Genomic DNA, 22,203 nt, shown 5'->3' on the forward strand with positions numbered 1-22,203 from the left:
TATGCTCACTCACCAGGTTTCTTACCGCGTTTGCTATGCAGATACTGACCAAATGGGGTATGTATATTATGGCAATTATGCTCGCTTTTATGAGATTGCTCGTGTAGAAACCTTGCGTAGTATCGGGGTTAGTTATAAGGTCTTGGAAGACGCTGGAATAGGTTTGCCGGTCTATGAAAATTACTCGAAGTACCATGCACCAGCTTTATACGACGATTTATTGCAGATTAAATGTACATTACTCCAGATGCCTTCTGCTCGTATCGAATTTGAATATAAAATATATAACCAAAGTAATGTTTTATTACACGAAGGTAAGACGACTTTAGTCTTTATGGATTTAGTCTCAAAAAAGATAGTTAAGGCACCTGAATGGTTGATTTCAGCTATTTTGAAACATAGAAATGATGATTAATAGGGTTTTGCGGGAGATTAGGCTGTTTTGGAAGGATTGTGAGGAACATTATGTTTTAGCACGTATTCTCACGATTTTATATCAAAAGATTTTTCATTTTGATATAGACGTTCGTGCAGCTGCAGTTGCCTATAATTTCACTTTGGCTGTTTTCCCGACTATTATCTTTCTATTCTCGTTACTAGCCTACATTCCGGTGGATAACTTTGATATCAAAATGGTGAACTTTTTAAAGTCATCGATCCCCAAAAATCTACAGAAAGATTTCACCGAGTTACTCTTAGATTTGATTCGAAAAAAATCCGGTGGAGTTTTGTCTTTTGGATTTTTATTTGCCTTATATGCTTCAACAAGTGGAATTCAAGCACTCATTCGTTCATTTAATTTAACCTATAAGACGAAAGAGAATCGAGGAATTTTAAAGGAGCGTGTGATTGCAGTTTCATTAAATTTCTTGTTGACTTTTGTCTTGATTACGGCATTCTCCGTATTTATTGTGGGAAAATTAGTCATTGGTTATTTAAAAGGGAAGGGCTTAATAGATTATGATTTCAATTTCTATATGTTGAATATTCTGACCTATTTCCTCATTTTCGCTATCTTCTTTTTAACCATTTCCATTATCTATTATTATGCTCCTGCGATTACTAAACGTTGGAAGTTCTTTAATGCAGGCTCAATTACAGCCTCAATTTTAACCATTTTAGTAACAAATTTATTCTCCTATTATCTGGTCAATTTTGCGAGTTATAATAAGGTATACGGTTCGATTGGATCTTTGATTGCTTTGATGGTCTGGTTATACTTTATTGCCTTAATTTTACTCGTGGGATTTGAAATTAATGCTAGCATTGATCAAGTGAAAGAGGAACAAGAGGAATCAGAAACAGATTATTTTTTCGAATAATATGGCAGAGCTTATCCGACTTTACGACAAAAATAATAGTCAGGCTATGTTGGATTTGATCGTAAACGCATTGAATAAAGATGCGGTTATTATCTATAAGACCGATACTATGTATGCCTTAGGATGTCATATTAATTCTACTAAGGCAGTTAACCGCATATGTGAAATTAAGGGTATTCAAGCTTCCAAGAATCGCTTTTCGTTTATTTGCTCGAATTTAAGTTCAATTGCGAATTATGCCAAAGTATCTGATTTCGCCTTCAAGACACTAAAAAAATACCTTCCAGGTGCATACACATTTGTATTGCCTGCAAGTTCCAAGGTTCCATCCATTTTAGTGCAAGGAAAGAAAACAGTAGGTATTAGAATACCAGATTATGATCCTATTTTATCGATCGTGGAGTTATTGGGATCTCCTTTATTGACCACCTCCTTGCCTCACGATGATTTAGAAGTAGAAGAATATACCGATCCTAGTTTGATTATGGATCGATGGGGTCATGCTGTTGACTTGGTACTTGATGGGGGATTCGGAGCTTATGTACCCTCTAGTGTGGTGGAAATAGTAGAGGATTCATTTAATGTTGTCCGTGAGGGTGCGGGTGATTGCGCTGAATTTAATTAAGCCCATTTAGTGCTTAATTTATCAGGCTTTGTATGCTTCCAACGTCTATGTGACCATAAATACTGTTCCGGATACTCATTTATTGATTTCTCTAATCTTCGGGCAAAACGTTCGATAATTTCCCCTGGAGCTAACTCTTCAAATGGTGCATTGGCAATTAATTCATACGTTAATGTGTACTTTCCTCTTTTAGTGCGAATAGCTTCTGCAAAAACTACAGGATAGTTATATTCTCGTGCGAAACGTTCCATTCCAGTAAAGAAGGCTGTGTCTTGATGTAGAAATGTTGTCCAATAGGCACTTTCTGGTTTTTGAGGTGCTTGATCAGCAGCGAGACAAATAACGCGAGGGATATCTTTTCGTTCCCTGGTTAATAAGATAGATTCTCTTTTTTCTAATAAAACTACATGTCCAAATCTGGAGCGTACCTGTTTTGTAAATTCATTAAAGGTGGGATTGTTCAATTTTTGGTAAATGATATCGTGTGGGTTTTTACTAAGGGCTAATCGATGAATTGCCCATTCCCAATTCCCTTGGTGTCCAGCCACTAATAAGACAGGGATTCCTTTCTTGATAAAATCGGTTACTACTTCTTCATTTTTGATTTCGTACCGATCTAAAATTTCATCTTTAGTTATCGAAGCACCTTTAAAAAACTCTACTATCTGATCTGTTAAATAGCCATAAAAACGATAGAGTAAATTATTTAACTCTTTTTGCGAGGCATTAGGAAATGAATTTTTTAAGTTGTGTTGGATAACTTTTTTCCTATACGGAATAAGAAAATAGAATAAATTAGCACAGAAAGTGGCAAAACCATAAAGTACAGGTAAGGGTAATCTTCCAATAAGTTTGTACAGAAATAGGGGAGACACTTTCATTCTTATTATCTTTGTTCTTTCGTTTTACAAATATCCGATTTATTTTTGGGAATGCACATTGAGACGCATTATTTGCCTAGTTTAGAATACATGACAGTTTTGCTTCAGCATCCGTCTATACTTTTTGAGGTAGAGGAAAATTTTCCGAAGCAAACTTATCGGAATCGATGTCTCATTTTAGGGGCAAATGGAGTAGAACGTTTAACCGTTCCTGTTATTCATACTTCTGGTCAGAAGACAAAAACAAAAGACACCAAGATTGATTATTCCCAAAATTGGGTCAAGCAACATCAAGGTGCTTTTCAGGCTGCCTACGGGAATGCACCATATTATGAATATTTTGAGCCATATTTAGATCAAATTTTTGCAAAAAAAAGGTTTTTTTTAGTAGATTTAAATATTGATCTTTTGAGTTTTGTTTACCGTATTTTAGATGTGCCTCTCGTTTATGAGAAGACACAGGAGTTTGGTCTTACAACAGAAACAAGTGAGTACGATCAAATAAGTGCGAAGAAAGACTGGACAACGCGTTCATTCTATCAAAATAGATCTTATCGCCAATGTTTTGGAACTGAATTTGTTCCTAATTTGTCGATTTTAGATTTATTGATGAATCATGGGAAGGAGTCTTTGACTTTTTTAACATAAAAAGGGAACAATTTAGGGGCATACGTGGTTGATGCAATTAAATTGAACGAAATAAATAGAACGATATGGAGGCTAAATTTTCGAATAAAGTGAAGGAAGTCATCTCGTTAGCACGAGAAGAGGCATTGCGTTTGGGTCACGATTATATCGGTACCGAACATTTGATGTTAGGGATGATTCGGGATGGACAGGGCCCAGGCATTGATTTATTATTGCGTTCAGGTGTTTCATTGGATTCATTACGCCAAAGTATTGAGCATTCCACCGCTTCCACCACGCGTTCTACTTTTGATCGCGAAAATATGTTGAATATTCCTTTAACAAAGCAAGCAGAGAAAGTATTGCGTTTGACTTATTTAGAAGCTAAATACTTTAAAACAAACGTCGTAGAAACTGATCATTTATTGATGGCTGTTTTGCGTGACGAAGATAATGTGGCAACACAGATTTTGGAAAAATACCAGGTATACTACGATTTAATTAAAGAAATGGTAGAATTCCAATCAGGCAATGGCCAAGGCGCTAATCCAAAGGCTAGTTCAGATACGGATGATAATGACGATGATTCTCGCTTATATAGTGCTGGTTCTGGATCGACAGGTGGAGCAGGTGCTGGTAGTACAACCGGGTCAAAACCTGGTGAAAAGAGTAAGACACCTGTCTTAGACAATTTCGGTCGTGATCTAACTAAGATTGCGGAGAATGGGAAGCTAGATCCTATTGTAGGTCGCGAGAAAGAGATTGAACGTGTGGCCCAGATTTTGTCTCGTCGCAAGAAAAATAATCCTATTTTAATTGGAGAGCCCGGAGTGGGTAAAACGGCCATTGCAGAAGGCTTAGCCTTGCGTATTGTGCAGAAGAAGGTATCTCGTGTGCTCTTTGGCAAGCGAGTTGTTACACTTGATATTGCGTCTTTAGTGGCTGGCACGAAATACCGTGGTCAGTTCGAGGAGCGTATGAAAGCGGTGATGAATGAATTAGAGAAGTCTACTGATGTGATCTTATTTATTGATGAATTGCATACAATTGTGGGAGCAGGTGGTGCATCTGGCTCACTGGATGCTTCGAATATGTTCAAGCCTGCCTTAGCGCGCGGAGATATACAAGTTATCGGAGCAACTACGCTAGATGAATACCGTCAGTACATTGAAAAGGATGGCGCTTTAGCTCGTCGTTTCCAAACAGTAATGGTGGATGCCACGACTGTAGAAGAGACAATTGAAATTTTACACAATATCAAAGATAAATACGAGGATCACCACCATGTTATTTATACGGAGGAGTCTATCATTTCTGCGGTTAAATTATCAGATCGTTATATATCTGATCGTTTTTTACCTGATAAGGCAATCGACGTTTTAGATGAAGTAGGAGCTCGTGTGCATATTTCTAATATTAATGTTCCTGAAGATATTGTAGCATTAGAGGGCCAAATCGAAATTGTGAAAAAAGAGAAGAACCAAGTGGTGAAGTCTCAGAAATACGAGGAAGCTGCTCAATTACGTGATAGAGAAAAGAAATTAATTGATCAATTAGAGCAGTCTAAGGCAGCTTGGGAAGAGGATTCGAAGAAACAGAAATTTACGGTTACGGAAGAACATGTGGCGGAAGTAATCGCTCAGATGACTGGTATTCCGGTTAATCGGGTAGCGGCGAAAGAGGGAGAGAAATTATTACAGATGGATGAGCAACTTTCGAAGCAAGTGATTGGTCAGCCAGATGCGATTAAGAAATTAGTTAAAGCCATTCAGCGTACGCGTGTAGGCTTAAAAGATCCGAAGAAACCAATTGGTTCATTTATTTTCTTAGGCCCTACAGGGGTAGGAAAGACGGAGATGGCTAAGGTATTAGCTACTTATTTATTTGATAAAGAGGATGCTTTAGTGCGTATTGATATGAGTGAATACATGGAGAAATTCAGTGTATCTCGTTTAGTTGGAGCGCCTCCGGGCTACGTTGGATATGAAGAAGGTGGTCAGTTGACGGAAAAAATTCGCCGTAAGCCTTACGCTGTTGTTCTATTAGATGAAATTGAAAAGGCGCATCCGGATGTGTTTAATTTATTATTACAAGTATTAGATGATGGTATCTTGACAGATGGTTTGGGTCGTCGCGTTGATTTTAGAAATACGATTATCATCATGACGTCGAATATAGGCGCGCGTGATTTGAAAGACTTCGGGTCAGGAATCGGTTTCTCTACAAAATCTAAGGTAGATAATTTGGATGAGTATGCTAAGACGACCATTCAAAATGCGCTTAAGAAAGCTTTTGCTCCTGAGTTTATCAATCGTTTAGATGATATCATCGTGTTTAACTCGTTAGAGCGCCCTGCGATTCATCAGATCATTGATTTGATGCTAACGAAGTTAAAAAATCGTTTGGCTAATTTAGGATTCGAGGTGGAATTAACGGAGAAGGCGAAAGATTTTATGGCTGATAAAGGCTATGATCCACAATATGGAGCAAGACCATTAAATCGCGCGATTCAGAAATACTTAGAGGATGCTTTAGCAGAGGAGATTTTAAAAGGAGCTTTAGCAGAAGGAGAATATATTTTGGCTGATTTTGAAGAAGGTGCTGAAGCCTTGACTTTGGTCAGAAAAACAAGGAAAGAATTAACCAAACAAAAGAAATAATATGTCTTTAGTACAAAACAAGGTCGTTTTAGTGACAGGTGCCTCTCGTGGTATCGGTCGGGCTATTGCGACAACCTTTGCCAAAGCTGGCGCTAACGTGGCTTTCACTTATTTATCTTCCGTAGAGAAAGGTCAAGCATTAGAGCAAGAATTGGCTGCTTTTGGTATTACAGCCAAGGGTTATCGTTCAGATGCTTCTTCTTACACGGAGTCAGAGAAATTAGTGGAGGATGTGTTAGTTGATTTTGGAACGATTGACATATTAATTAATAATGCAGGAATTACACGTGATGGATTATTAATGCGTATGTCAGAGGAGCAATGGGATGAGGTAATCCGTGTTAACTTAAAGTCGATTTTTAATTTGACAAAAGCGGTAACTAAGCCGATGATGAAAGCTAGATCGGGTTCTATTATCAATATGACTTCGATTGTTGGGATCAAAGGTAATGCTGGTCAATCAAATTACGCAGCTTCAAAAGCGGGAATCATAGGATTTACGAAGTCCGTGGCCCTTGAATTAGGCTCTCGTAATATTCGTTGCAATGCCATTGCTCCTGGATTTATTGAGACAGAGATGACGGAGGAATTAAATGAGGCGGCGATTGAAGAGTGGACAAAAGCAATCCCTATGAAAAGGGGAGGGCAGGCGACGGAAGTAGCTGATGTTTGTTTATTCTTAGGTTCGGATATGTCTTCTTACGTTACAGGACAAGTTATTTCCGTAAATGGTGGTTTATTAACCTAGTTTATAGTTTAAACATAATTAGGCCTCAGTCTTTTCGTTTAAGATTGAGGTCTCTTTTTTTATGAGGATTTATCTATTTTTTCTTCTGGTATTCTTAAGCTCTTGTGCTAAGAAGGTTCTTCCTACACAGATTACTGAAAAGTCAGTCTATGTTGATCGGTTTCCTGCTATTAAACCAGGTTTAACAACGATTGATTTTTCCCTTTCTTATGATAGTTTATTGGCTTTTAGTCAATTGAAAGCAGGTTCTGTACTTTATCAAAATTCTTCTGCTTCTTCAGTCATTGATTTTCCTTTAGATGTGCGGTTATTAGCACCTATTCAATTACAAGCCCTTCAAAAAGACCATATTAACCTATCTTTACCCGTTCGAATGTCTGCAAAACCAGAGTTAGCGGGTATATCTGCGGGCTTAGTCACAGGTGATTTAGCGATGAAAGTTCAGCTGAAGTGGAATTTAGCAAATTTAAGTTCTTTGCAGGTGAAGGAAGTAGCTTATGGCTATGAATGGATTCAAAAACCTTCAGTTAAGGTGATGGGATTTCCGGTGAACGTATCTGGTTTAGTAGATCAGGTATTGAATCAAAAGAAAGCATTGATTTTAGCTCAAATGCAGGAACAATTGAACGCTTCTATTAAAAATATAGTTAAGAAACCTTTTTCATTGCAATCCTTTATTACGGATTCGCCAGCTGGATATCGGTTTGAACCGGCCGTTAGCTCCGCTTTGGATTTGCGTGATTTATCTTTTGAGCAAACTGGGATTAAGGGGCAGTTGAGGTATTTAGGAGGATTTAAAGTTATTTCAGGCCAAAATAATCTGAAACCTGCTTTCATTCCGGTAAAAGATTTACCAGGCATTCCTAAACCTATACTTCCTTTTCAATTTCAAATGACTGGACCTGAATTGATTGATCAAATCAAATTAGCTAATCCGTCTTTTAAAGGTGTTGGTTCCTTTATCTTTCAAAAAGAGGGTTTGGGATTTCAATTAGTTGAATTTAAAGGCAAGTCCTCTAAGTTAGAGGTAGATTTTGATTTTGTAATCTATCCGGATAATACGATGGGGATTCAATTAAAAGATACACGTCTTCAGGGCTTATCCTTTCCTGCTTCCCTTTTTAAGCGTAAGATTCAACGTAAATTACAGCTACAAGCGTTAGCTTTTCGATTTAAACCGTCTCAGATTCTATCTCAGCTTCCCAGTTCAATTACTTTAGCTAAGAATGGCCGCGTCCGTTTTCAGAAGATCTTTTTTGACAGTAGCTCAGTGTTGATTGAGGGAGCTTTTGAGGGGAATTGGTCTTTGGCCAAATAAAATCCTACCTTTGCATCAGAGAAAATAGACTATCCTATCGCTTTTTAAAGAGGAAAGTCCGAACAACATAGAGCGGCGTGCTTCTTAACTGGAAGGGGGATCTTCGAATTCAACAGCAAGTGCCACAGAAAATTACCGCCTTCGGGTAAGGGTGAAAAGGTGGGGTAAGAGCCCACCGCTGGTTTGGTGACAAAACAGGCTTAGGTAAACCTCACGCGTTGCAAGATCAAATAGGCTAGCTGTCGCAAGACAAAAGGGTGGCTCGTCCGATGCTAGTGGGTAGATTGCTACAGATAAACAGTGATGTTTATCGAAGATAAATGATAGGACGATGGGTAACCATCGACAGAATTCGGCTTATCGGTTTATTTTCTCTATTTCTTTGTTTGAAATGAATGCAAAATAGTTTAATTTTGCAGACTATTTATAAACCAGAGGGACGAGATCCCTCATAAACCCATGTATAATGGCTGTTAAAATCAGATTAGCGCGTCGCGGACGCAAAAAGTTAGCAATGTTCGATGTAGTAGTTGCGGATGCTCGTGCACCACGTGATGGACGTTTCGTAGAGAAAATTGGAACATACAACCCTAACACCAACCCAGCAACTGTCGTTTTAAACGAAAAACAAGCAATCCAATGGGTATTGAACGGTGCTCAGCCAACTGACACAGTTCGTGCAATCCTTTCTTACAAAGGAATTATGTATGCGAAACACTTACAAGTAGGTGTTAATAAAGGTGCAATCACGCAAGAACAAGCAGATGCAAAGTTCGAAGCTTGGAAAGCAGAAAAAGAAGTGAAGATTCAAACGAAAGCAAGTACGTTACAACAGTCTAAAGCGAAGTCTAAAGCTGCTCGTTTAGAAGCTGAAGCTAAAGTATCAAGCAATCGTGCTGATAATATCGCTGCGAAAAACAAAGTAGCTGAAGAAGCTTTAGTGGCCAGCGTAGTTGAAGCTATCAACGAGGCGGAAGAAGAAGCAACAGGTGTTGAAGTGGATGAGGTAGTAGCTGAGGCTCCTGCTGCAGCTGAAGAGGCTCCAGCAGTTGAAGAAGTAGCTGAAGAAGCTCCTGCAGCTGAAGAAGCAGCAGTTGAAGAAGCTCCTGCAGTTGAAGAGGCTCCAGCAGCTGAAGAAGCAGCAGAGGAAGCTCCAGCAGCTGAATAATTTTTGATTTCATTTAAAATCATACAAATTTGTTCTCAAGTTTGTATGATTTTTTTTTGTACCTATGGCAAAGACTGAATATTTCGAATTAGGAACCCTATCTAAACCTCACGGTTTAAAAGGCGCTTTTCATCTCTATTTAGATGTAGACGATCCGTATGAATATGAAGATTTAGATGCAATCTTTCTACAGCAAGGAAATGAAATGGTTCCTTATTTCGTGGAGGATATCCAAATTAGAGATAATTTGAATTTAATCACATTAGAGGGAATTAACTCTTTAGATGCTACAAAGGAATTAGTAGGCTTGAAGGTATTTTTACCACTCACAGCTTTGCCTAAGTTAAAAGATGATCAGTTTTATTACCACGAGGTGATCGGTTACCAGGTAGTAGATAAAAATTTAGGTGAATTAGGTACCGTAAAGGAGATTTATAGTACGGGTGCGCAAGATGTGGTGGTGATGATTTATCAAAATCACGAAGTCTTGATTCCTTTAATTGATGCGATTATTCCTAAAGTGGATAAGAAGAACCAAATAGTTCATAGTATTCTACCAGATGGCTTATTAGAAGTTTATACCCAAGAAGATGCGGATTGATATTATTTCAGTAGTTCCGGCTTTAATGAATAGCTTTTTTGAGCATTCAATTTGTGCGCGCGCCGCAAAAGCCGGGCTAGTAGAAGTGGTTTTCCATGATTTACACGATTTTTCTGAGAAAAAACACAAACAAGTGGATGATTATCCCTTTGGCGGTGGTGCTGGTATGGTGATGGCTGTAGAGCCATTATCGAAGTGTATTGAATTTTTAAAATCCGAGCGCAACTACGACGAAATTATTTATTTTAGTCCAGATGGAATTGTCCTAAAACAAGGCCTTGTTAATCAATTGAGCCTAGGAGAAAACCTTTTATTTATCTGTGGTCATTACAAAGGAATCGACGAACGTATACGGGAGAAGTATGTGACGAAGGAGATTTCGATTGGCGATTATGTATTATCAGGTGGTGAATTAGCGGCTGCAGTTACGGCTGATGCGATTATTCGCTTGATTCCAGGGGCAATAGGGGACGAGAGTTCTGCATTGACTGATTCATTCCAGGATGGCTTGCTTGCACCTCCTGTCTATACGCGTCCCGCTAGTTTTGATGGTATGGATGTGCCTGAGGTATTATTGTCGGGTCACGAAAGGAAGATAGAAGAGTGGCGACATGAGCAAGCTGTTTTACGTACGCAGAGTAGAAGACCTGATTTACTAGATTAAGATGAACAAAAAGGAGTCCATTTCGCTTGTTACGATGTTTGCGCTAGGAGGCTTGTACCTTATTTGGGGAAGTACTTTTTTGAGTGTAAGAATTCTCTTAGACTTTTTGCCCCCTCTCATTATTTCCTTTTCAAGAAATTTAGTAGCTGGAATTCTGTTTTTAGCTTGGTCTATTTTAGGTGGACATTGGAAGAAATTAACTTTTGAGCATTGGAAAGTACACCTTTTGGCAGGTATTCTGTTGATAACTTTAGGTAATGGATGTATGGCCTTAGCTGGCTTGACTATCCCCTCAGGTTTATCTTCGGTGTTTATGGCTTTTGGGCCTTTGTTATTGGTATTATTATTTTGGATATCAGGAAGGAAACCAAGTAATCGTAAGTTAATAGGAACCTTAATCGGGTTCGTAGGAATCATTTTATTAGCCTCTCAGAAGAACTTAGCTATACCTGGAAAGGAAATTGACTTTTACAAAGGTATGGGTTTCTTATTAGTGGCTGTTTTAGCTTGGAATTTAGGGGTTTTTTATATCCAGTTTACGAAGGCAAATACGTATCATTTTACACAAGTTTGTGGAATCCAAATGACTTTTGGTGGGCTTATTTTGCTCGGAATAGCTTTATTTCGGGGAGATGCGCAATCTGTCGTTTTATCTGATATTCCTGCAAAAGCAATTTATGTGTTTGTGTATTTAGCGTTGATTGGCTCCATGTTGGGTTTTGGATTATTTGGTTATTTATCTAAAGCATTAGACGCGACTTTGGTATCAACCTACACCTATGTGAACCCTATAATTGCGTTGTTTTTAGGTAATATTATTCTAGGTGAGTCTTTAAGTAGTATATTGTTATTCGCAAGTAGCTTAATTTTATCCGCTGTCTTGTTAATTACTACTGAAAAGACCTCATCCAAATGAAAAAATTTATCCTATTCTTTATTTTTGCCTCTCCACTTATGGCACAAGATTTTCTTCCACTTTATTCAGCAGAAATCCCGAATGCTAAGTCGGTAGTTAACAAGCAAAAAGCTATTAAGGGGGCTGATGGTATTGAACGAATTTCTAACGTATCGATACCTACCTATCGATTTTATCCAGCTCCTACTACTACCTCGCCTAGAGCTTGTGTGGTTATTTGTCCTGGTGGTGGATATCGGATATTAGCTTCCTCACACGAAGGATATGATATTGCTGCAAAATTTAATGAGATAGGGGTTTCTGCCTTAGTATTGTATTATCGATTACCCGAGGATTCCGCTCAAGTAGAAAAGAAATATGCACCCTTACAAGATGCTCAATCAGCTATTGCTTTAGTTCGAGCGAATGCCGTAAAATGGAATGTGGATCCTGCCAAAATTGGTATTATGGGCTTCTCCGCAGGGGGGCATTTAGCTGCAACAGCCGCTACACATTTTTTGAAAGACTATTCAGGTCTTCATGCGGGAGTTAATCTTCGTCCTGATTTTCAGATCTTATTATATCCGGTTATTTCTATGCGTCCTTTTGGTCATGGAGGGAGTAAACAAAGTTTATTAGGAAAGAATCCTACGGAGGAGGAATTAGCCTTATTTTCGAATGAGGAGCAAGTAACTGCTCAAACCCCCAAAGCGTTTATTGTTCACGCTGCCGATGATAATGGAGTACCTTTGAAAAACTCATTACTTTATACGGAACGTTTAACTGAAAACAAAGTGCCTGTTGATTTGCACGTTTACGCAAAAGGTGGTCACGGTTTTGGACTAAACAATAAAACCACAAGTGGGGACTTGTGGTTCGATCGTTTAATTACTTGGATGAAAGCAAATCAATTGCTTTGAGTTTTCTTCATGACAAAGTAAAACGGAATACCTAAAAGCACGATTCCTAACCCAATAGAAGAGGAGAGTGTCTTAACCCACAATAGGTTACCTGCAATTCCCACTAACAAAAGTAAGTATCCGCTGAAAAGTACCTTTTGTACTACAGGTAATTCATTTTGCATAATTCTTGTCTTGAAAACGGAAGCTACCGTTAGGAAATAGAATATCAAGATTGCGAAAACCGTAAAATCTAATAAGGCTCCGTAAGATCCAGAGAAACATAATAATATGGCCCAAAGTCCCTGAATTCCTAAGGAGTATACAGGAACGTCTTTTTCATTCGTTTCTGCTGCTTTCTTGAAGAATAAACGATCATTTGCCATTGCTTGAAATAAGCGTCCTCCGGCTAAAATGATTCCGTTATTGCATCCGAAAGTAGAAATCATGATAAAAACCGCCATTACCAAAGCGCCTATTCCTCCCAAAACGGTTTCTAACGCAGCTGCACCTAAGCGATCCTGAGTAGCAAACATAATTCCGCGTGCATAACTATTAATTCCATCTGCTTCTCCTTGCAATGGCAAAATGCTTAAATAAGCCATATTTGTTAATAAATACAGGAGGCAAACGAGTGCAGAACCATAGACTAGGCCTTTGGCAATCGTCTTCTTCGGATCCTCAAAATCCGCACTAGCAAAAGTGACATTATTCCAAGCAGAAGAAGAAAATAAGGGTCCGATCATCGCTACTCCAAAAAGGGAGGCTAATTCCCAACCACCAATGGAATGTGAAGTATTTGTTGTGGTATCAACAGTAAAGGGTTCAGCAAAGAATCCTTCAAAGTGAATCCATTCATTTTGAACACCTACATATAAACCAATGACGATAAGGATAATGATGGCTCCTATCTTAGTGATGGTAAAGATATTTTGAACCAAAGAGGCAAACTGAACACCTCTACTATTGATAAAAGTCAAAAGTGCAATCAGAGAGGCTGCTAAAATTTGTTGTGTGGTGATAAAATTACCAACCAATGGAGTGTCGTTTAATATACCAGGAAAAATAAATCCAGCATAGCGGGCAAAAGCAACTGCGACTGCCGCTATGGTTCCCGTCTGGATAACTAAAAAGGTGGTCCAACCGAACAGAAATCCAATCAGAGAATTATACGACTCTTTTAAATAAATATATTGCCCTCCCGTTTTAGGGAAAACAGAACTCAATTTACCATAGGCAAAAGCTCCTGTAATGGTTAAGAAGGCAGTTAAGAGCCATGTACCAATCCAGTAAATAGGAGAACCCACAGAACGAGCTACTTCAGAACTTACTAAAAATATACCCGACCCGATCATCGAACCCATGACTAACATGGAGGCATCTAGTGTGTTTAATTTCTTATTCATAAAAGTGTTTATTGATTAAATACAATTCTTGATTTTCATCATGAATCCAAAGAAACGATTAAAATTTCTGATTTAGGTGAAGTCTTTTTAAGTTTTTTAAAATGTAAACGTTTCCGTAAACGTTTACGGAAAAAAATTAAAAAATTTCTTTGATTTTTTATACAATTATGGTCTATATTCCCAGGGTAGATATATGAACGCTTATAAATCATATAGCTATTGTACAATTTTAGATTGATTTATGAAAAAGTCCATTAATGAAGTAGAAATTTGGGATCAGTTTAGATCTGGAGATCAAAAAGCTTTTGCCACCTTGTATTCCCATTTTGTTCAACCCTTGTATACCTACTGCATGGGCATTACAAGCGATAAGGATTTGATTAAAGATTGTCTTCATGATCTATTTGTAGAGATTTGGAAGAATCATGCAAGTTTGGGTCCCACAACGAGTGTTAAATTTTATTTAATGGCTTCCATCAAGCGCAAAATTGTACGTCATTTAGAGACTCAATTGAAGAACTTAAATCACCACGATTCTTATCAATACCAGTTTATGGAAGACATGCCTTCACCTGAAAGACAATTAGTAATGATTGAGGAAGAAAAGATGTCTCATGCTTCTATGTACCAGAGTTTGAATAAGTTGAGCAAACGTCAAAGAGAAGCAATTACTTTAAAATATTTTGAGAATTTGGATACAGATCAAATTTCAGAGCAAATGAATATTAACCCTCAGTCTGTCTATAATTTGCTTTTTGGGGCACTTAGGGTAATGAAAGATCAGATGACAGTTAAAGAATATGCTTTTTAAATATTAATTATTATAGGATATATTTGAGTAAAAATGATAATTATCCTGCTTTATAGGTATATAATCTTACTAAGATTGAAATGTTACCTAAAAGAATGAGCTGGATAAAGAGATTGAAAATAGTAAATAAGTACCCAATTAAACCCTTAAGACTGTCCCATCAAGAAAGCAAAGCCTTGTGGGATAGGATCCAAATGACTTTGCAAACAACTTAATTTTAATTAACCTATGAGAAAAAAATTACTTTCCAAGGTGCTCTTTAGTGGTCTAATGCTGCTGTTGAGTATTCAAATTTTTGCCCAAGATCGGACGGTCTCAGGTAAAGTAACCTCATCAGAGGATGGTTTAGGAATTCCAGGTGCCAGTATTGCCATTAAAGGAACTACTAGAGGTACTGCTACAGATGTAGATGGAAATTACAAGATTACTGTTTCAGGATCTGCAGTTTTAACTATTACATCTGTTGGTTATTTATCTCAGGATGTTTCTGTAGGAACTAGAGCGCAGATTGACGTAACTTTATCTGCTGATGCGAAGTCTTTAAAAGAGGTTGTAGTAGTAGGTTATGGTACGCAAAAGAAGAGTCAAATGACAGGTGCTATCTCTTCTGTGGGTGCTAAGCAAATTCAGGAATTACCTATTACTAATGCGCGCCAAGCCTTACAAGGTAGAGCTGCAGGTGTGGACGTAGTTCAACCAGGTTCTAAGCCGGGTGCTGGTCCTCAAATTCGTATTCGTGGTAGACGTTCATTCAACGCATCAAATGATCCTTTATATGTTGTTGATGGTATTCCTTTATCCAGTGGTATTGATGATATCAACCCGAATGATATTGTTTCCATGGAAGTATTAAAGGATGCATCTGCAACAGCTATTTATGGTTCTCGTGGTGCGAATGGTGTTGTTATTATTTCAACCAAGCGTGGAAAAGCGGGTGCAACAGTGGTTTCTGTCGATTCCTATTATGGATTCAACCAAGAGCTAGGTACAATCGAAGTAATGAACGGAAAGCAATTCGCTGAGTATAAGCGTGAGTCTCGTCGTGCGGTAGGTCAATATCCATTTGGACCCGGTACAGCTGCTGATGATGCTAAGATCTTCGAGCCACGTGAATTAGCAAGTATTGCTTCTGGTCGCTCGACTGATTATGTGGCTGGAATGTTGCGTACCGGTGCTATTCAAAATCACCAAGTTTCAGTTTCAGGTGGTAGCGAGAAGACTACATTTAACATCTCTGGTAACTTCTTCCAAGATATTGGTGTAGTTAAATCACAAGATTTCTCCCGTTATACGTTTCGTGTTAATTTAGATCATAAGATTAATGATAAAATCAAAATTGGTTTATCTACATTAATCGTTAATTCAACTCGTAATGGTGAAAACTTGAACCTTTTAGCAGGTGCGATGCAAGAGAATCCATTAGGAGAGCCTTATGATAAAGACGGTAACTTAGTATTCTTACCTACAAATGATGGTTTGCGTACTAATCCATTCTCTGAGTTAGTAGATGGTGTGAATGTGGACGAAAATAAGCGTTATAGAACATTTAATAGCTTATTTGGTGAGTGGGATATCGCTAAAGGATTGAAATACCGTGTAAACTTTGGTCCAGACTTAACAGTAGGTAGAGCTGGTCGTTTCATTGGTGCATTTACGAATAACAACCGTGGTGGTAATGCTTCTGGTAGTATTAATGAGCAGTTTTTGTTCAATTGGACATTGGAGAATATCATTACTTACAACAAGAAATTTAAGGATGTTCACAATTTGAGCTTAACTGGTTTACAATCTATCCAGCGTGACCGTGATGAGCGTACATCTATTTCAGTGAATGGTATTCCTGCAGAATCAGCTTCTTACCATCGTTTAGGTGATGCTAATCAGATTACTGGTGCTAATACAGATTTGATCGAATGGACTTTACTTTCTTATATGGGTCGTGTCAACTATGACTATAAAGAGAAATACTTATTTACTGCTACGGTACGTATGGACGGTTCATCTCGTTTCGGTGCGAATACCAAATTTGGTATTTTCCCATCCTTTGCATTGGGTTGGAACTTGTCTGAGGAGCCTTTCATAAAGAGCATCACAGAAATTGATCAATTAAAATTACGTGCCTCATGGGGAGCGATTGGTAACCAGGCGATTACACCTTATCAAACACAAGCTTTGTTAGGTCGTACTGCGTATGCATGGGATAATGCTGCTGCCTATGGATATCGTCCTAATTCAATTGGAAACCCGGATTTACGTTGGGAAACATCTACCACCTCAAATGCTGGTTTAGATTTTAGTTTCTTCCGAGGTAAAGTGTCAGGTTCTGCTGAATACTATGTGACTAACACGACTAATTTGTTAGCTCCGCAGCCACTTCCTAATTCAATTGGTTTTGGTGGATTTACAACCAACGTTGGAGAGACACAGAATACGGGTATTGAATTAACTATTAATACGGTTAATATCGATCGTGGTGGATTCCAGTGGACATCAGATTTCATTTTTAACCGTAATAGAGAATCAATCATTTCCTTAGCAAATGGCAAGGTGGATGATGTGGGGGCAGGTCGTTTTATTGGTCAGCCGTTAAGCGTATTCTTTGACTATAAGAAGATTGGAATCTGGCAGCCATATGAGGCTGAAGCTGCAAAAGCATTTGGAGATAAAGTAGGACAAATCAAAATTGAAGATTTCAATCGTGATGGTAAGATCAATGCGGATGACCGTCAGATTTTAGGGTCGGCTGTTCCATCGTTTACTGCTGGTTTAACTAACCGTTTTACTTACAAAGGGTTTGATCTTTCTTTCTTCGTTTTTGCTCGTGTAGGTCAATTAATTCGTAGCCGTTTCCATGATAACGTGAATCAGTTAGCAGGTCGTTACAACAACTTAAATTTGAATTACTGGACGCCTGATAACCTGACTAATGAGTTCCCTCAGCCGGTTGTAACTCAAGAGTTTCCTAAAAACGGAAGTGCATTAACGTATTTTGAAGGTTCATTCTTTAAGATTCGTAACATCAATATCGGTTATAATTTGCCTGATAATGTGGCTAAGAAATTGAAGATGCAAAGTGTACGTATTTTTGCTAGTATTCAACAACCATTGATTTTAGCTGAGTATCGTCAAAAATACAAAGGTATTGATCCAGAGACTTTTGTTGATGGAGAACAAGGTGTTGGTGGTGGTGAGGTTAATACGAACGTATCACCTGCTACAAGCGTTACAACCTTTGGTTTGAATCTTAAATTTTAATCAAATTAATTAAATAGTACAGATATGAAAAGCTTTAAAATTTTTAGAAAATTAAGAGTTTTAGCAAATATTAGTTTGATTGGAGTAGTTGCTTTGAGTACTCAATCATGTAATGATTTGTTAGAAGAAGAAGTGATTTCGCGTATTGGTAATGATTATATCAATACAGCGAAAGGTTTGAATGATGCGACGAGTGCTGCTTACTCTACCATGCGTTCTTGGTATGGTACAGAGCGTGGTATGAACTTGACCGTATTTGGTACGGATTCGTATCAGAATGGAGCAGACGGTAGTTGGAAGTTTATGAATACATATACTACTGACTTTGATACGCGTAATGGTCTGGTTTCTGAAGTTTGGAATGATTTTTATCAAGGTATTAATACCTGTAATGCAATTATTGATCGTGCTCCTAAAGTGACAGGATTAACCGATGCAGTTAAAAAGCAACGTGTAGCAGAAGCCAAATTCATTCGTGCGCATCACTATTTTATTTTAACTCAATTATTCGGTGGTGTAGATTTACGATTATCAGAAACCTTAGCTCCTACAAAGGTTGCTAAGCGTGCTTCTATTGCAGAACAATATGCTCAAATCATTAAGGATTTGACTGAGGCCTTACCGGATTTGGAGAATAAGTCTCGTTCTGCTGAATATGGACGTATTACACGTGCAGGAGCGGATCATTTATTAGGTCGTGTTTATTTGACTAAGGCTACATCCTCAGCTAAAGCAGGGGACGATTACTCAAAGGCGATTACTAGTTTGAAAAATGTAATTTCAAATTATGGAATGAGCTTATTGCCTAATTTTGCTGATGTTCATAAGCAAGGTAATGAAGCGAATGGTGAGGTAATCTGGTCTATTCAATATACGCGTGACCCATTAACAAATGCGGGTGGTAATAATGCTCACGTATTTTTTGGTATGGAATACGATGTTTTACCAGGTATGCAACGTGACACGGAGAATGGTCGTCCATTTAAGCGTTATATGCCTACGAAGTATACGTTAGATGTCTTATTCAAAGATAGAGAGAATGATAGTCGTTACAAGAAGACATTTAAAGACACGTATCTTTCAAATAAGCCAGGTACTTACAACACAAGTTTTGACTTATCTAAACCAACAGTAACTTTTGCACTTGGAGATACAGCTATTTTCCTACCAGGTGTAGAGATGTCTTTGGCAGAAAGAGCTAAGAAGAAATACCAAGTATTAGTTCCTTCTCGTTATGATGAGCGTATATTCTTAGCTATCAATAAGCACTTTGATGGTGCACGTGTAGACCGTACGCAATTTGAAGGTGGTCGTGATTTTATCGCCTTCCGTTTAGCAGATACTTATCTAATGTTAGCTGAAGCACAGTTTTTCTCTGGAGCAACTGCTGATGCAGCTGCGACCTACAATGTTGTGCGTCGTCGTGCGGCATGGCCAGGTAAGGAATCAGCCATGTTAATCACTGCAAGTGACTTGAATGTTAACTTTGTGATGGATGAGCGTGAGCGTGAGATGTTAGGGGAGCAATCTCGTTGGTTTGATTTAGCGCGTTGGGGTAATTTAGTAGAGCGTGTTAGAGCTCATAATCCTCAGGCTGCTGGTAGTATCAAAGCACACCATATATTGAGACCTATTCCTCAAACTCAAATTGATAGAGTAGAAGGAGGAAAAGACGCATTCCCTCAAAATCCAGGTTACTAAGATTAATTTGATTTCTTAACTTTAAATTCCGAAGGTCTTTTGGCCTTCGGAATTTTATTTAATAAGCACTATGAAAAAGTTATTCACCTTGTTTTTTGGCCTTTATGGTTTTGTTGCTGTAGCACAAAACTTACCAGTAAGCTTTAAGAATAGTAAGACTTCTGTAGACGTTTCAATCGGTGGAAAGCCGTTTACCTCTTATTTTTATCCAGGTCAGGATGTGTTAAAGAAAGCGGTTTTGTTTCCATTGATTTCTGCGAAAGGAACTACGATAACGCGTGGTTTTCCAATAGCATCACGTGCTGGTGAGCGCGTTGATCATCCACATCATGTGGGTATGTGGTTAAATTATGAGGATGTGAATGGTTTTGACTATTGGAACAACTCAACTAACATTATTGCTTCTTTACAGAATCACAAGATGGGAACTATCGTCCATTCCTCTATTTTGAAGCAAGATGCAAAGTCAGGTACGTTAGTCGTATCTGCAGAATGGATTGATAATGATGGTAAAGGCCAAAAAGTATTGCAAGAAAAGACAACTTATATTTTTTCTGGTACGGCTGATTCAAGAACAGTAGATCGCATAACTACCTTAACAGCTGTAGCTGACCAGGTTTTATTCAAGGATGTGAAAGATGGTATGTTTGCTATTCGTGTGGCTCGTCAATTAGAAATTCCTTCGAATAAGCCAGATGTTTTTACGGATGCGCACGGTGTGGAAACTAAAGTTCCTGTAATGGATAATACAGGCGTAAATGGAAACTATTGGAGTTCTGAGGGAGTGAAAGGGGAGGCTGTTTGGAGTACGCGTGCTAAATGGATGAATTTGCACGGTGAAATGGATAATCATCCTATTTCTGTAACTATTTTCGATCATCCGGCTAATGTTTCCTATCCAAGTTATTGGCATGCAAGAGGTTATGGATTGTTTGCTGTCAATCCATTAGGAGCCAAGGTATTCAGTAATGGTAAAGATGAGCGTAATTTGACATTGAAGAAGGGGAAATCAGTTACCTTTAAGTACCGTACGCTTATTTCTGATCGTCTAAATTCTAAAGAAGAATTAGACAAAATTCAAGCGGAATTCGCGACTGTGAAGTAATATTTAAGAAAATACTCTTATTTTTGTAGGATAAAGGGGGCTCTTGTAGCCCCTATTTTCTTTATTCTATGCAATTATCCTTTTTAGGAGCCGCCAGACAAGTTACAGGAAGTATGTTCTTGTTGAAATTGGAGGATGGCTATCAAATATTAATCGATTGTGGTACGGACATGGAGCGAAAGCTCGACTTTGATGAGCCCGTAGAGCAAAAATCATTTTTTCCTTTCGATGCTTCACTAATTAACTTAGTGATATTAACGCATGCACACATTGATCACTCAGGAAACATTCCCATGTTATACCGAGAGGGCTATGAGGGTCAAATTTTGTGCACGCCTCCCACGGCTGATTTAGCAGAATTATTGTTGATGGATTCGGCTAGTTTACACCTTCGTCGTTTAAAAGCAGCACAAGGGGATAGTCGAAAGAAGCACAAACAAATGGATCGCTTACTTCGCAAAGGAGATCTTTATCTTCAAAGAGATGTAGAGAATGCGATGGATAATTTTGTGACTTTACAATTCAATCGCAAGTTTATAGTTTTTCCAGGTTTAGAAATCACATTCGTACCTGCTGGTCACCTTTTAGGTGCCGCGCACGTATTGATTTCTGTTACTGAGAATGGTGAGACAAAAACTATCGGTTTTAGTGGAGACATAGGTCGTGCGAATTATCCTTTGCACATAGACCCTCAACCATTCCCTGAAGTAGATTATTTGATTTGCGAGACTACCTACGGAAATCGTATTCATGAGGATAAGGAAAGTCCAATGGATGCTTTGGGAAGAGTGATTAAAGAAACCTGTATTGATCGACCCGGTCGTCTGGTAATTCCTGCCTTTTCTGTAGGAAGAACACAGGCTGTCTTATATACACTGAATAAATTGATCGAGGAGCGTAATTTTCCTGCGGTTCGTGTTTTTACAGATAGTCCGATGGGGCGCAGTTCTACTAAGATCTATTCTAAATATCTTTCCTATTTAAATCCAGAGGCGCGAGAATTCCATAAGGAAAATGATGAATTGTTTGACGTAGATAATTTGATATTTCTTCAGACAGAAAAGGAAAGTAGAGCTATTAAGGATTACCGGGAGCCTTGCATTATAATTTCGTCATCTGGCATGATTTCTGGTGGTCGCGTGGAGCAACATATTGCAGATAATATTTCTAATACGTATGCTACTATTTTATTGATCGGATATACTGCTGAAGGAACCTTAGGGCGTCAATTATTAGCAGGAACGGATATGATTGTTGTGAAGGAAAGAGAGTATAAAGTGAACGCACAGATTCGTAAAATTGATGTATTTTCTGGTCATGCTGATCAGACTGGACTTTTGGATTTTGTTAAGCAGCAGAAACCTAGTAAACTTAAAAAGATATTCCTTTCTCATGGAGAGGAGCAAAGTATGCTAGAGTTTGCCTCTATTTTAAACGGGTTAGGTTTTAGTGAAGTTATTTTACCCCAAAAGGAGGAGACTTTCGAGCTTTAATTTTATTTTTGTATTAAAATTTAT

19 protein-coding genes and 1 other RNA gene are annotated in these 22,203 nt (G+C 38.2%); 18 read left to right on the forward strand and 2 right to left on the reverse strand.

The genetic code is table 11. The features are described 5' to 3' along the window. Nucleotide 1: 1 nt before the first annotated feature. The 3 genes from ACRZ9O_RS01275 to ACRZ9O_RS01285 are packed head-to-tail and all read left to right on the forward strand — an operon-like array spanning nucleotide 2 to nucleotide 1,947. Nucleotides 2-415 (forward strand): acyl-CoA thioesterase, encoded by a 414-nt coding sequence (locus ACRZ9O_RS01275; protein WP_459455604.1) that lies wholly within the window; start codon nucleotides 2-4, stop codon nucleotides 413-415. Next, a complete protein-coding gene (locus tag ACRZ9O_RS01280) occupies nucleotides 405-1,322 on the forward strand; it encodes a YihY/virulence factor BrkB family protein (RefSeq protein ID WP_459455606.1) in 918 nt (305 codons plus the stop codon). The genes ACRZ9O_RS01275 and ACRZ9O_RS01280 overlap by 11 nt, the downstream gene beginning before the upstream one ends. Nucleotide 1,323: 1 nt before the next feature. Then, a complete protein-coding gene (locus ACRZ9O_RS01285) occupies nucleotides 1,324-1,947 on the forward strand; it encodes an L-threonylcarbamoyladenylate synthase (protein ID WP_459455608.1) in 624 nt (207 codons plus the stop codon). On the opposite strand, the gene ACRZ9O_RS01290 is transcribed toward ACRZ9O_RS01285, so the two are convergent. Next, nucleotides 1,944-2,828, reverse strand: coding sequence for a lysophospholipid acyltransferase family protein (locus ACRZ9O_RS01290; RefSeq protein ID WP_459455610.1), 885 nt, complete (start codon nucleotides 2,826-2,828; stop codon nucleotides 1,944-1,946). The genes ACRZ9O_RS01285 and ACRZ9O_RS01290 overlap by 4 nt on opposite strands. A gap of 51 nt (nucleotides 2,829-2,879) precedes the next feature. Here ACRZ9O_RS01290 and ACRZ9O_RS01295 point away from each other — a divergent pair, with 51 nt between their 5' ends. From ACRZ9O_RS01295 to ACRZ9O_RS01340, 10 genes are all read left to right on the forward strand, one after another. Continuing rightward, nucleotides 2,880-3,476 carry a WbqC family protein gene (locus ACRZ9O_RS01295; protein ID WP_459455612.1) on the forward strand — a complete coding sequence of 199 codons (597 nt, stop codon included), beginning with the start codon at nucleotides 2,880-2,882 and terminating at the stop codon, nucleotides 3,474-3,476. Nucleotides 3,477-3,541: 65 nt separating this feature from the next. Then, nucleotides 3,542-6,115, forward strand: a complete 2,574-nt coding sequence (locus tag ACRZ9O_RS01300; protein WP_459455614.1) for an ATP-dependent Clp protease ATP-binding subunit — start codon at nucleotides 3,542-3,544, stop codon at nucleotides 6,113-6,115. Nucleotide 6,116: 1 nt separating this feature from the next. Next, nucleotides 6,117-6,863, forward strand: coding sequence for a 3-oxoacyl-[acyl-carrier-protein] reductase (gene fabG / locus ACRZ9O_RS01305; protein WP_459455616.1), 747 nt, complete (start codon nucleotides 6,117-6,119; stop codon nucleotides 6,861-6,863). Between the two features lie 61 nt (nucleotides 6,864-6,924). Further along, entirely contained in the window at nucleotides 6,925-8,181 is a 1,257-nt protein-coding gene (locus tag ACRZ9O_RS01310; protein WP_459455618.1) for a DUF4403 family protein, read from the forward strand. 21 nt (nucleotides 8,182-8,202) lie between these two features. After that, an RNA gene (rnpB, locus tag ACRZ9O_RS01315) (RNase P RNA component class A) lies at nucleotides 8,203-8,557 on the forward strand. A gap of 90 nt (nucleotides 8,558-8,647) precedes the next feature. Then, on the forward strand, nucleotides 8,648-9,349 hold the full coding sequence (locus tag ACRZ9O_RS01320) for a 30S ribosomal protein S16 (protein ID WP_459455620.1): 702 nt from the start codon (nucleotides 8,648-8,650) through the stop codon (nucleotides 9,347-9,349). Nucleotides 9,350-9,413: 64 nt separating this feature from the next. Beyond that, nucleotides 9,414-9,950 (forward strand): ribosome maturation factor RimM, encoded by a 537-nt coding sequence (gene rimM / locus ACRZ9O_RS01325; protein WP_459455622.1) that lies wholly within the window; start codon nucleotides 9,414-9,416, stop codon nucleotides 9,948-9,950. Then, the gene (gene trmD / locus ACRZ9O_RS01330) at nucleotides 9,940-10,614 is read left to right on the forward strand and encodes a tRNA (guanosine(37)-N1)-methyltransferase TrmD (RefSeq protein ID WP_459455624.1); all 675 of its coding nucleotides are present in this window, start codon (nucleotides 9,940-9,942) and stop codon (nucleotides 10,612-10,614) included. The genes rimM and trmD overlap by 11 nt, the downstream gene beginning before the upstream one ends. A gap of 1 nt (nucleotide 10,615) precedes the next feature. Beyond that, on the forward strand, nucleotides 10,616-11,530 hold the full coding sequence (locus ACRZ9O_RS01335) for an EamA family transporter (RefSeq protein WP_459455626.1): 915 nt from the start codon (nucleotides 10,616-10,618) through the stop codon (nucleotides 11,528-11,530). Next, entirely contained in the window at nucleotides 11,527-12,429 is a 903-nt protein-coding gene (locus tag ACRZ9O_RS01340; protein ID WP_459455627.1) for an alpha/beta hydrolase, read from the forward strand. Before ACRZ9O_RS01335 ends, ACRZ9O_RS01340 begins: the two co-directional genes overlap by 4 nt. Here the strand turns inward: ACRZ9O_RS01340 and ACRZ9O_RS01345 are convergent. Next, on the reverse strand, nucleotides 12,417-13,814 hold the full coding sequence (locus ACRZ9O_RS01345) for an APC family permease (protein ID WP_459455629.1): 1,398 nt from the start codon (nucleotides 13,812-13,814) through the stop codon (nucleotides 12,417-12,419). The genes ACRZ9O_RS01340 and ACRZ9O_RS01345 overlap by 13 nt on opposite strands. A gap of 241 nt (nucleotides 13,815-14,055) precedes the next feature. On the opposite strand from ACRZ9O_RS01345, the gene ACRZ9O_RS01350 reads away from it, so the two are divergent. The 5 genes from ACRZ9O_RS01350 to ACRZ9O_RS01370 all read left to right on the forward strand — a co-directional run bounded on the left by ACRZ9O_RS01350 (nucleotide 14,056) and on the right by ACRZ9O_RS01370 (nucleotide 22,179). Then, nucleotides 14,056-14,625, forward strand: a complete 570-nt coding sequence (locus ACRZ9O_RS01350) for an RNA polymerase sigma factor (protein WP_459455631.1) — start codon at nucleotides 14,056-14,058, stop codon at nucleotides 14,623-14,625. Between the two features lie 228 nt (nucleotides 14,626-14,853). Next, nucleotides 14,854-17,880, forward strand: coding sequence for a SusC/RagA family TonB-linked outer membrane protein (locus tag ACRZ9O_RS01355; protein ID WP_459455633.1), 3,027 nt, complete (start codon nucleotides 14,854-14,856; stop codon nucleotides 17,878-17,880). Between the two features lie 24 nt (nucleotides 17,881-17,904). Further along, entirely contained in the window at nucleotides 17,905-19,581 is a 1,677-nt protein-coding gene (locus ACRZ9O_RS01360; RefSeq protein WP_459455635.1) for a RagB/SusD family nutrient uptake outer membrane protein, read from the forward strand. Between the two features lie 70 nt (nucleotides 19,582-19,651). After that, nucleotides 19,652-20,686: a DUF6807 domain-containing protein gene (locus ACRZ9O_RS01365; RefSeq protein ID WP_459455637.1), complete on the forward strand. Its 1,035-nt coding sequence runs from the start codon at nucleotides 19,652-19,654 to the stop codon at nucleotides 20,684-20,686. 68 nt (nucleotides 20,687-20,754) lie between these two features. Then, nucleotides 20,755-22,179, forward strand: a complete 1,425-nt coding sequence (locus tag ACRZ9O_RS01370; protein ID WP_459455639.1) for an MBL fold metallo-hydrolase RNA specificity domain-containing protein — start codon at nucleotides 20,755-20,757, stop codon at nucleotides 22,177-22,179. The last annotated feature ends 24 nt before the right edge of the window (nucleotides 22,180-22,203 follow it).

Source organism: Aquirufa sp. HETE-40SA (assembly GCF_054558635.1).

Excerpts from the sequence above, each read along its gene's own strand:
- ACRZ9O_RS01300 (WP_459455614.1), top strand. The coding sequence starts at position 3,542 with ATGGAGGCTAAATTTTCGAATAAAGTGAAGGAAGTCATCTCGTTAGCA.
- ACRZ9O_RS01310 (WP_459455618.1), top strand. The coding sequence starts at position 6,925 with ATGAGGATTTATCTATTTTTTCTTCTGGTATTCTTAAGCTCTTGTGCT.
- rimM (WP_459455622.1), top strand. The coding sequence starts at position 9,414 with ATGGCAAAGACTGAATATTTCGAATTAGGAACCCTATCTAAACCTCAC.
- ACRZ9O_RS01370 (WP_459455639.1), top strand. The coding sequence starts at position 20,755 with ATGCAATTATCCTTTTTAGGAGCCGCCAGACAAGTTACAGGAAGTATG.
- ACRZ9O_RS01285 (WP_459455608.1), top strand. The coding sequence starts at position 1,324 with ATGGCAGAGCTTATCCGACTTTACGACAAAAATAATAGTCAGGCTATG.
- ACRZ9O_RS01290 (WP_459455610.1), bottom strand. The coding sequence starts at position 2,828 with ATGAAAGTGTCTCCCCTATTTCTGTACAAACTTATTGGAAGATTACCC.
- ACRZ9O_RS01295 (WP_459455612.1), top strand. The coding sequence starts at position 2,880 with ATGCACATTGAGACGCATTATTTGCCTAGTTTAGAATACATGACAGTT.
- ACRZ9O_RS01365 (WP_459455637.1), top strand. The coding sequence starts at position 19,652 with ATGAAAAAGTTATTCACCTTGTTTTTTGGCCTTTATGGTTTTGTTGCT.
- ACRZ9O_RS01280 (WP_459455606.1), top strand. The coding sequence starts at position 405 with ATGATGATTAATAGGGTTTTGCGGGAGATTAGGCTGTTTTGGAAGGAT.
- ACRZ9O_RS01345 (WP_459455629.1), bottom strand. The coding sequence starts at position 13,814 with ATGAATAAGAAATTAAACACACTAGATGCCTCCATGTTAGTCATGGGT.
- ACRZ9O_RS01350 (WP_459455631.1), top strand. The coding sequence starts at position 14,056 with ATGAAAAAGTCCATTAATGAAGTAGAAATTTGGGATCAGTTTAGATCT.
- ACRZ9O_RS01275 (WP_459455604.1), top strand. The coding sequence starts at position 2 with ATGCTCACTCACCAGGTTTCTTACCGCGTTTGCTATGCAGATACTGAC.
- ACRZ9O_RS01340 (WP_459455627.1), top strand. The coding sequence starts at position 11,527 with ATGAAAAAATTTATCCTATTCTTTATTTTTGCCTCTCCACTTATGGCA.
- ACRZ9O_RS01320 (WP_459455620.1), top strand. The coding sequence starts at position 8,648 with ATGGCTGTTAAAATCAGATTAGCGCGTCGCGGACGCAAAAAGTTAGCA.
- trmD (WP_459455624.1), top strand. The coding sequence starts at position 9,940 with ATGCGGATTGATATTATTTCAGTAGTTCCGGCTTTAATGAATAGCTTT.
- ACRZ9O_RS01355 (WP_459455633.1), top strand. The coding sequence starts at position 14,854 with ATGAGAAAAAAATTACTTTCCAAGGTGCTCTTTAGTGGTCTAATGCTG.
- fabG (WP_459455616.1), top strand. The coding sequence starts at position 6,117 with ATGTCTTTAGTACAAAACAAGGTCGTTTTAGTGACAGGTGCCTCTCGT.
- ACRZ9O_RS01360 (WP_459455635.1), top strand. The coding sequence starts at position 17,905 with ATGAAAAGCTTTAAAATTTTTAGAAAATTAAGAGTTTTAGCAAATATT.
- ACRZ9O_RS01335 (WP_459455626.1), top strand. The coding sequence starts at position 10,616 with ATGAACAAAAAGGAGTCCATTTCGCTTGTTACGATGTTTGCGCTAGGA.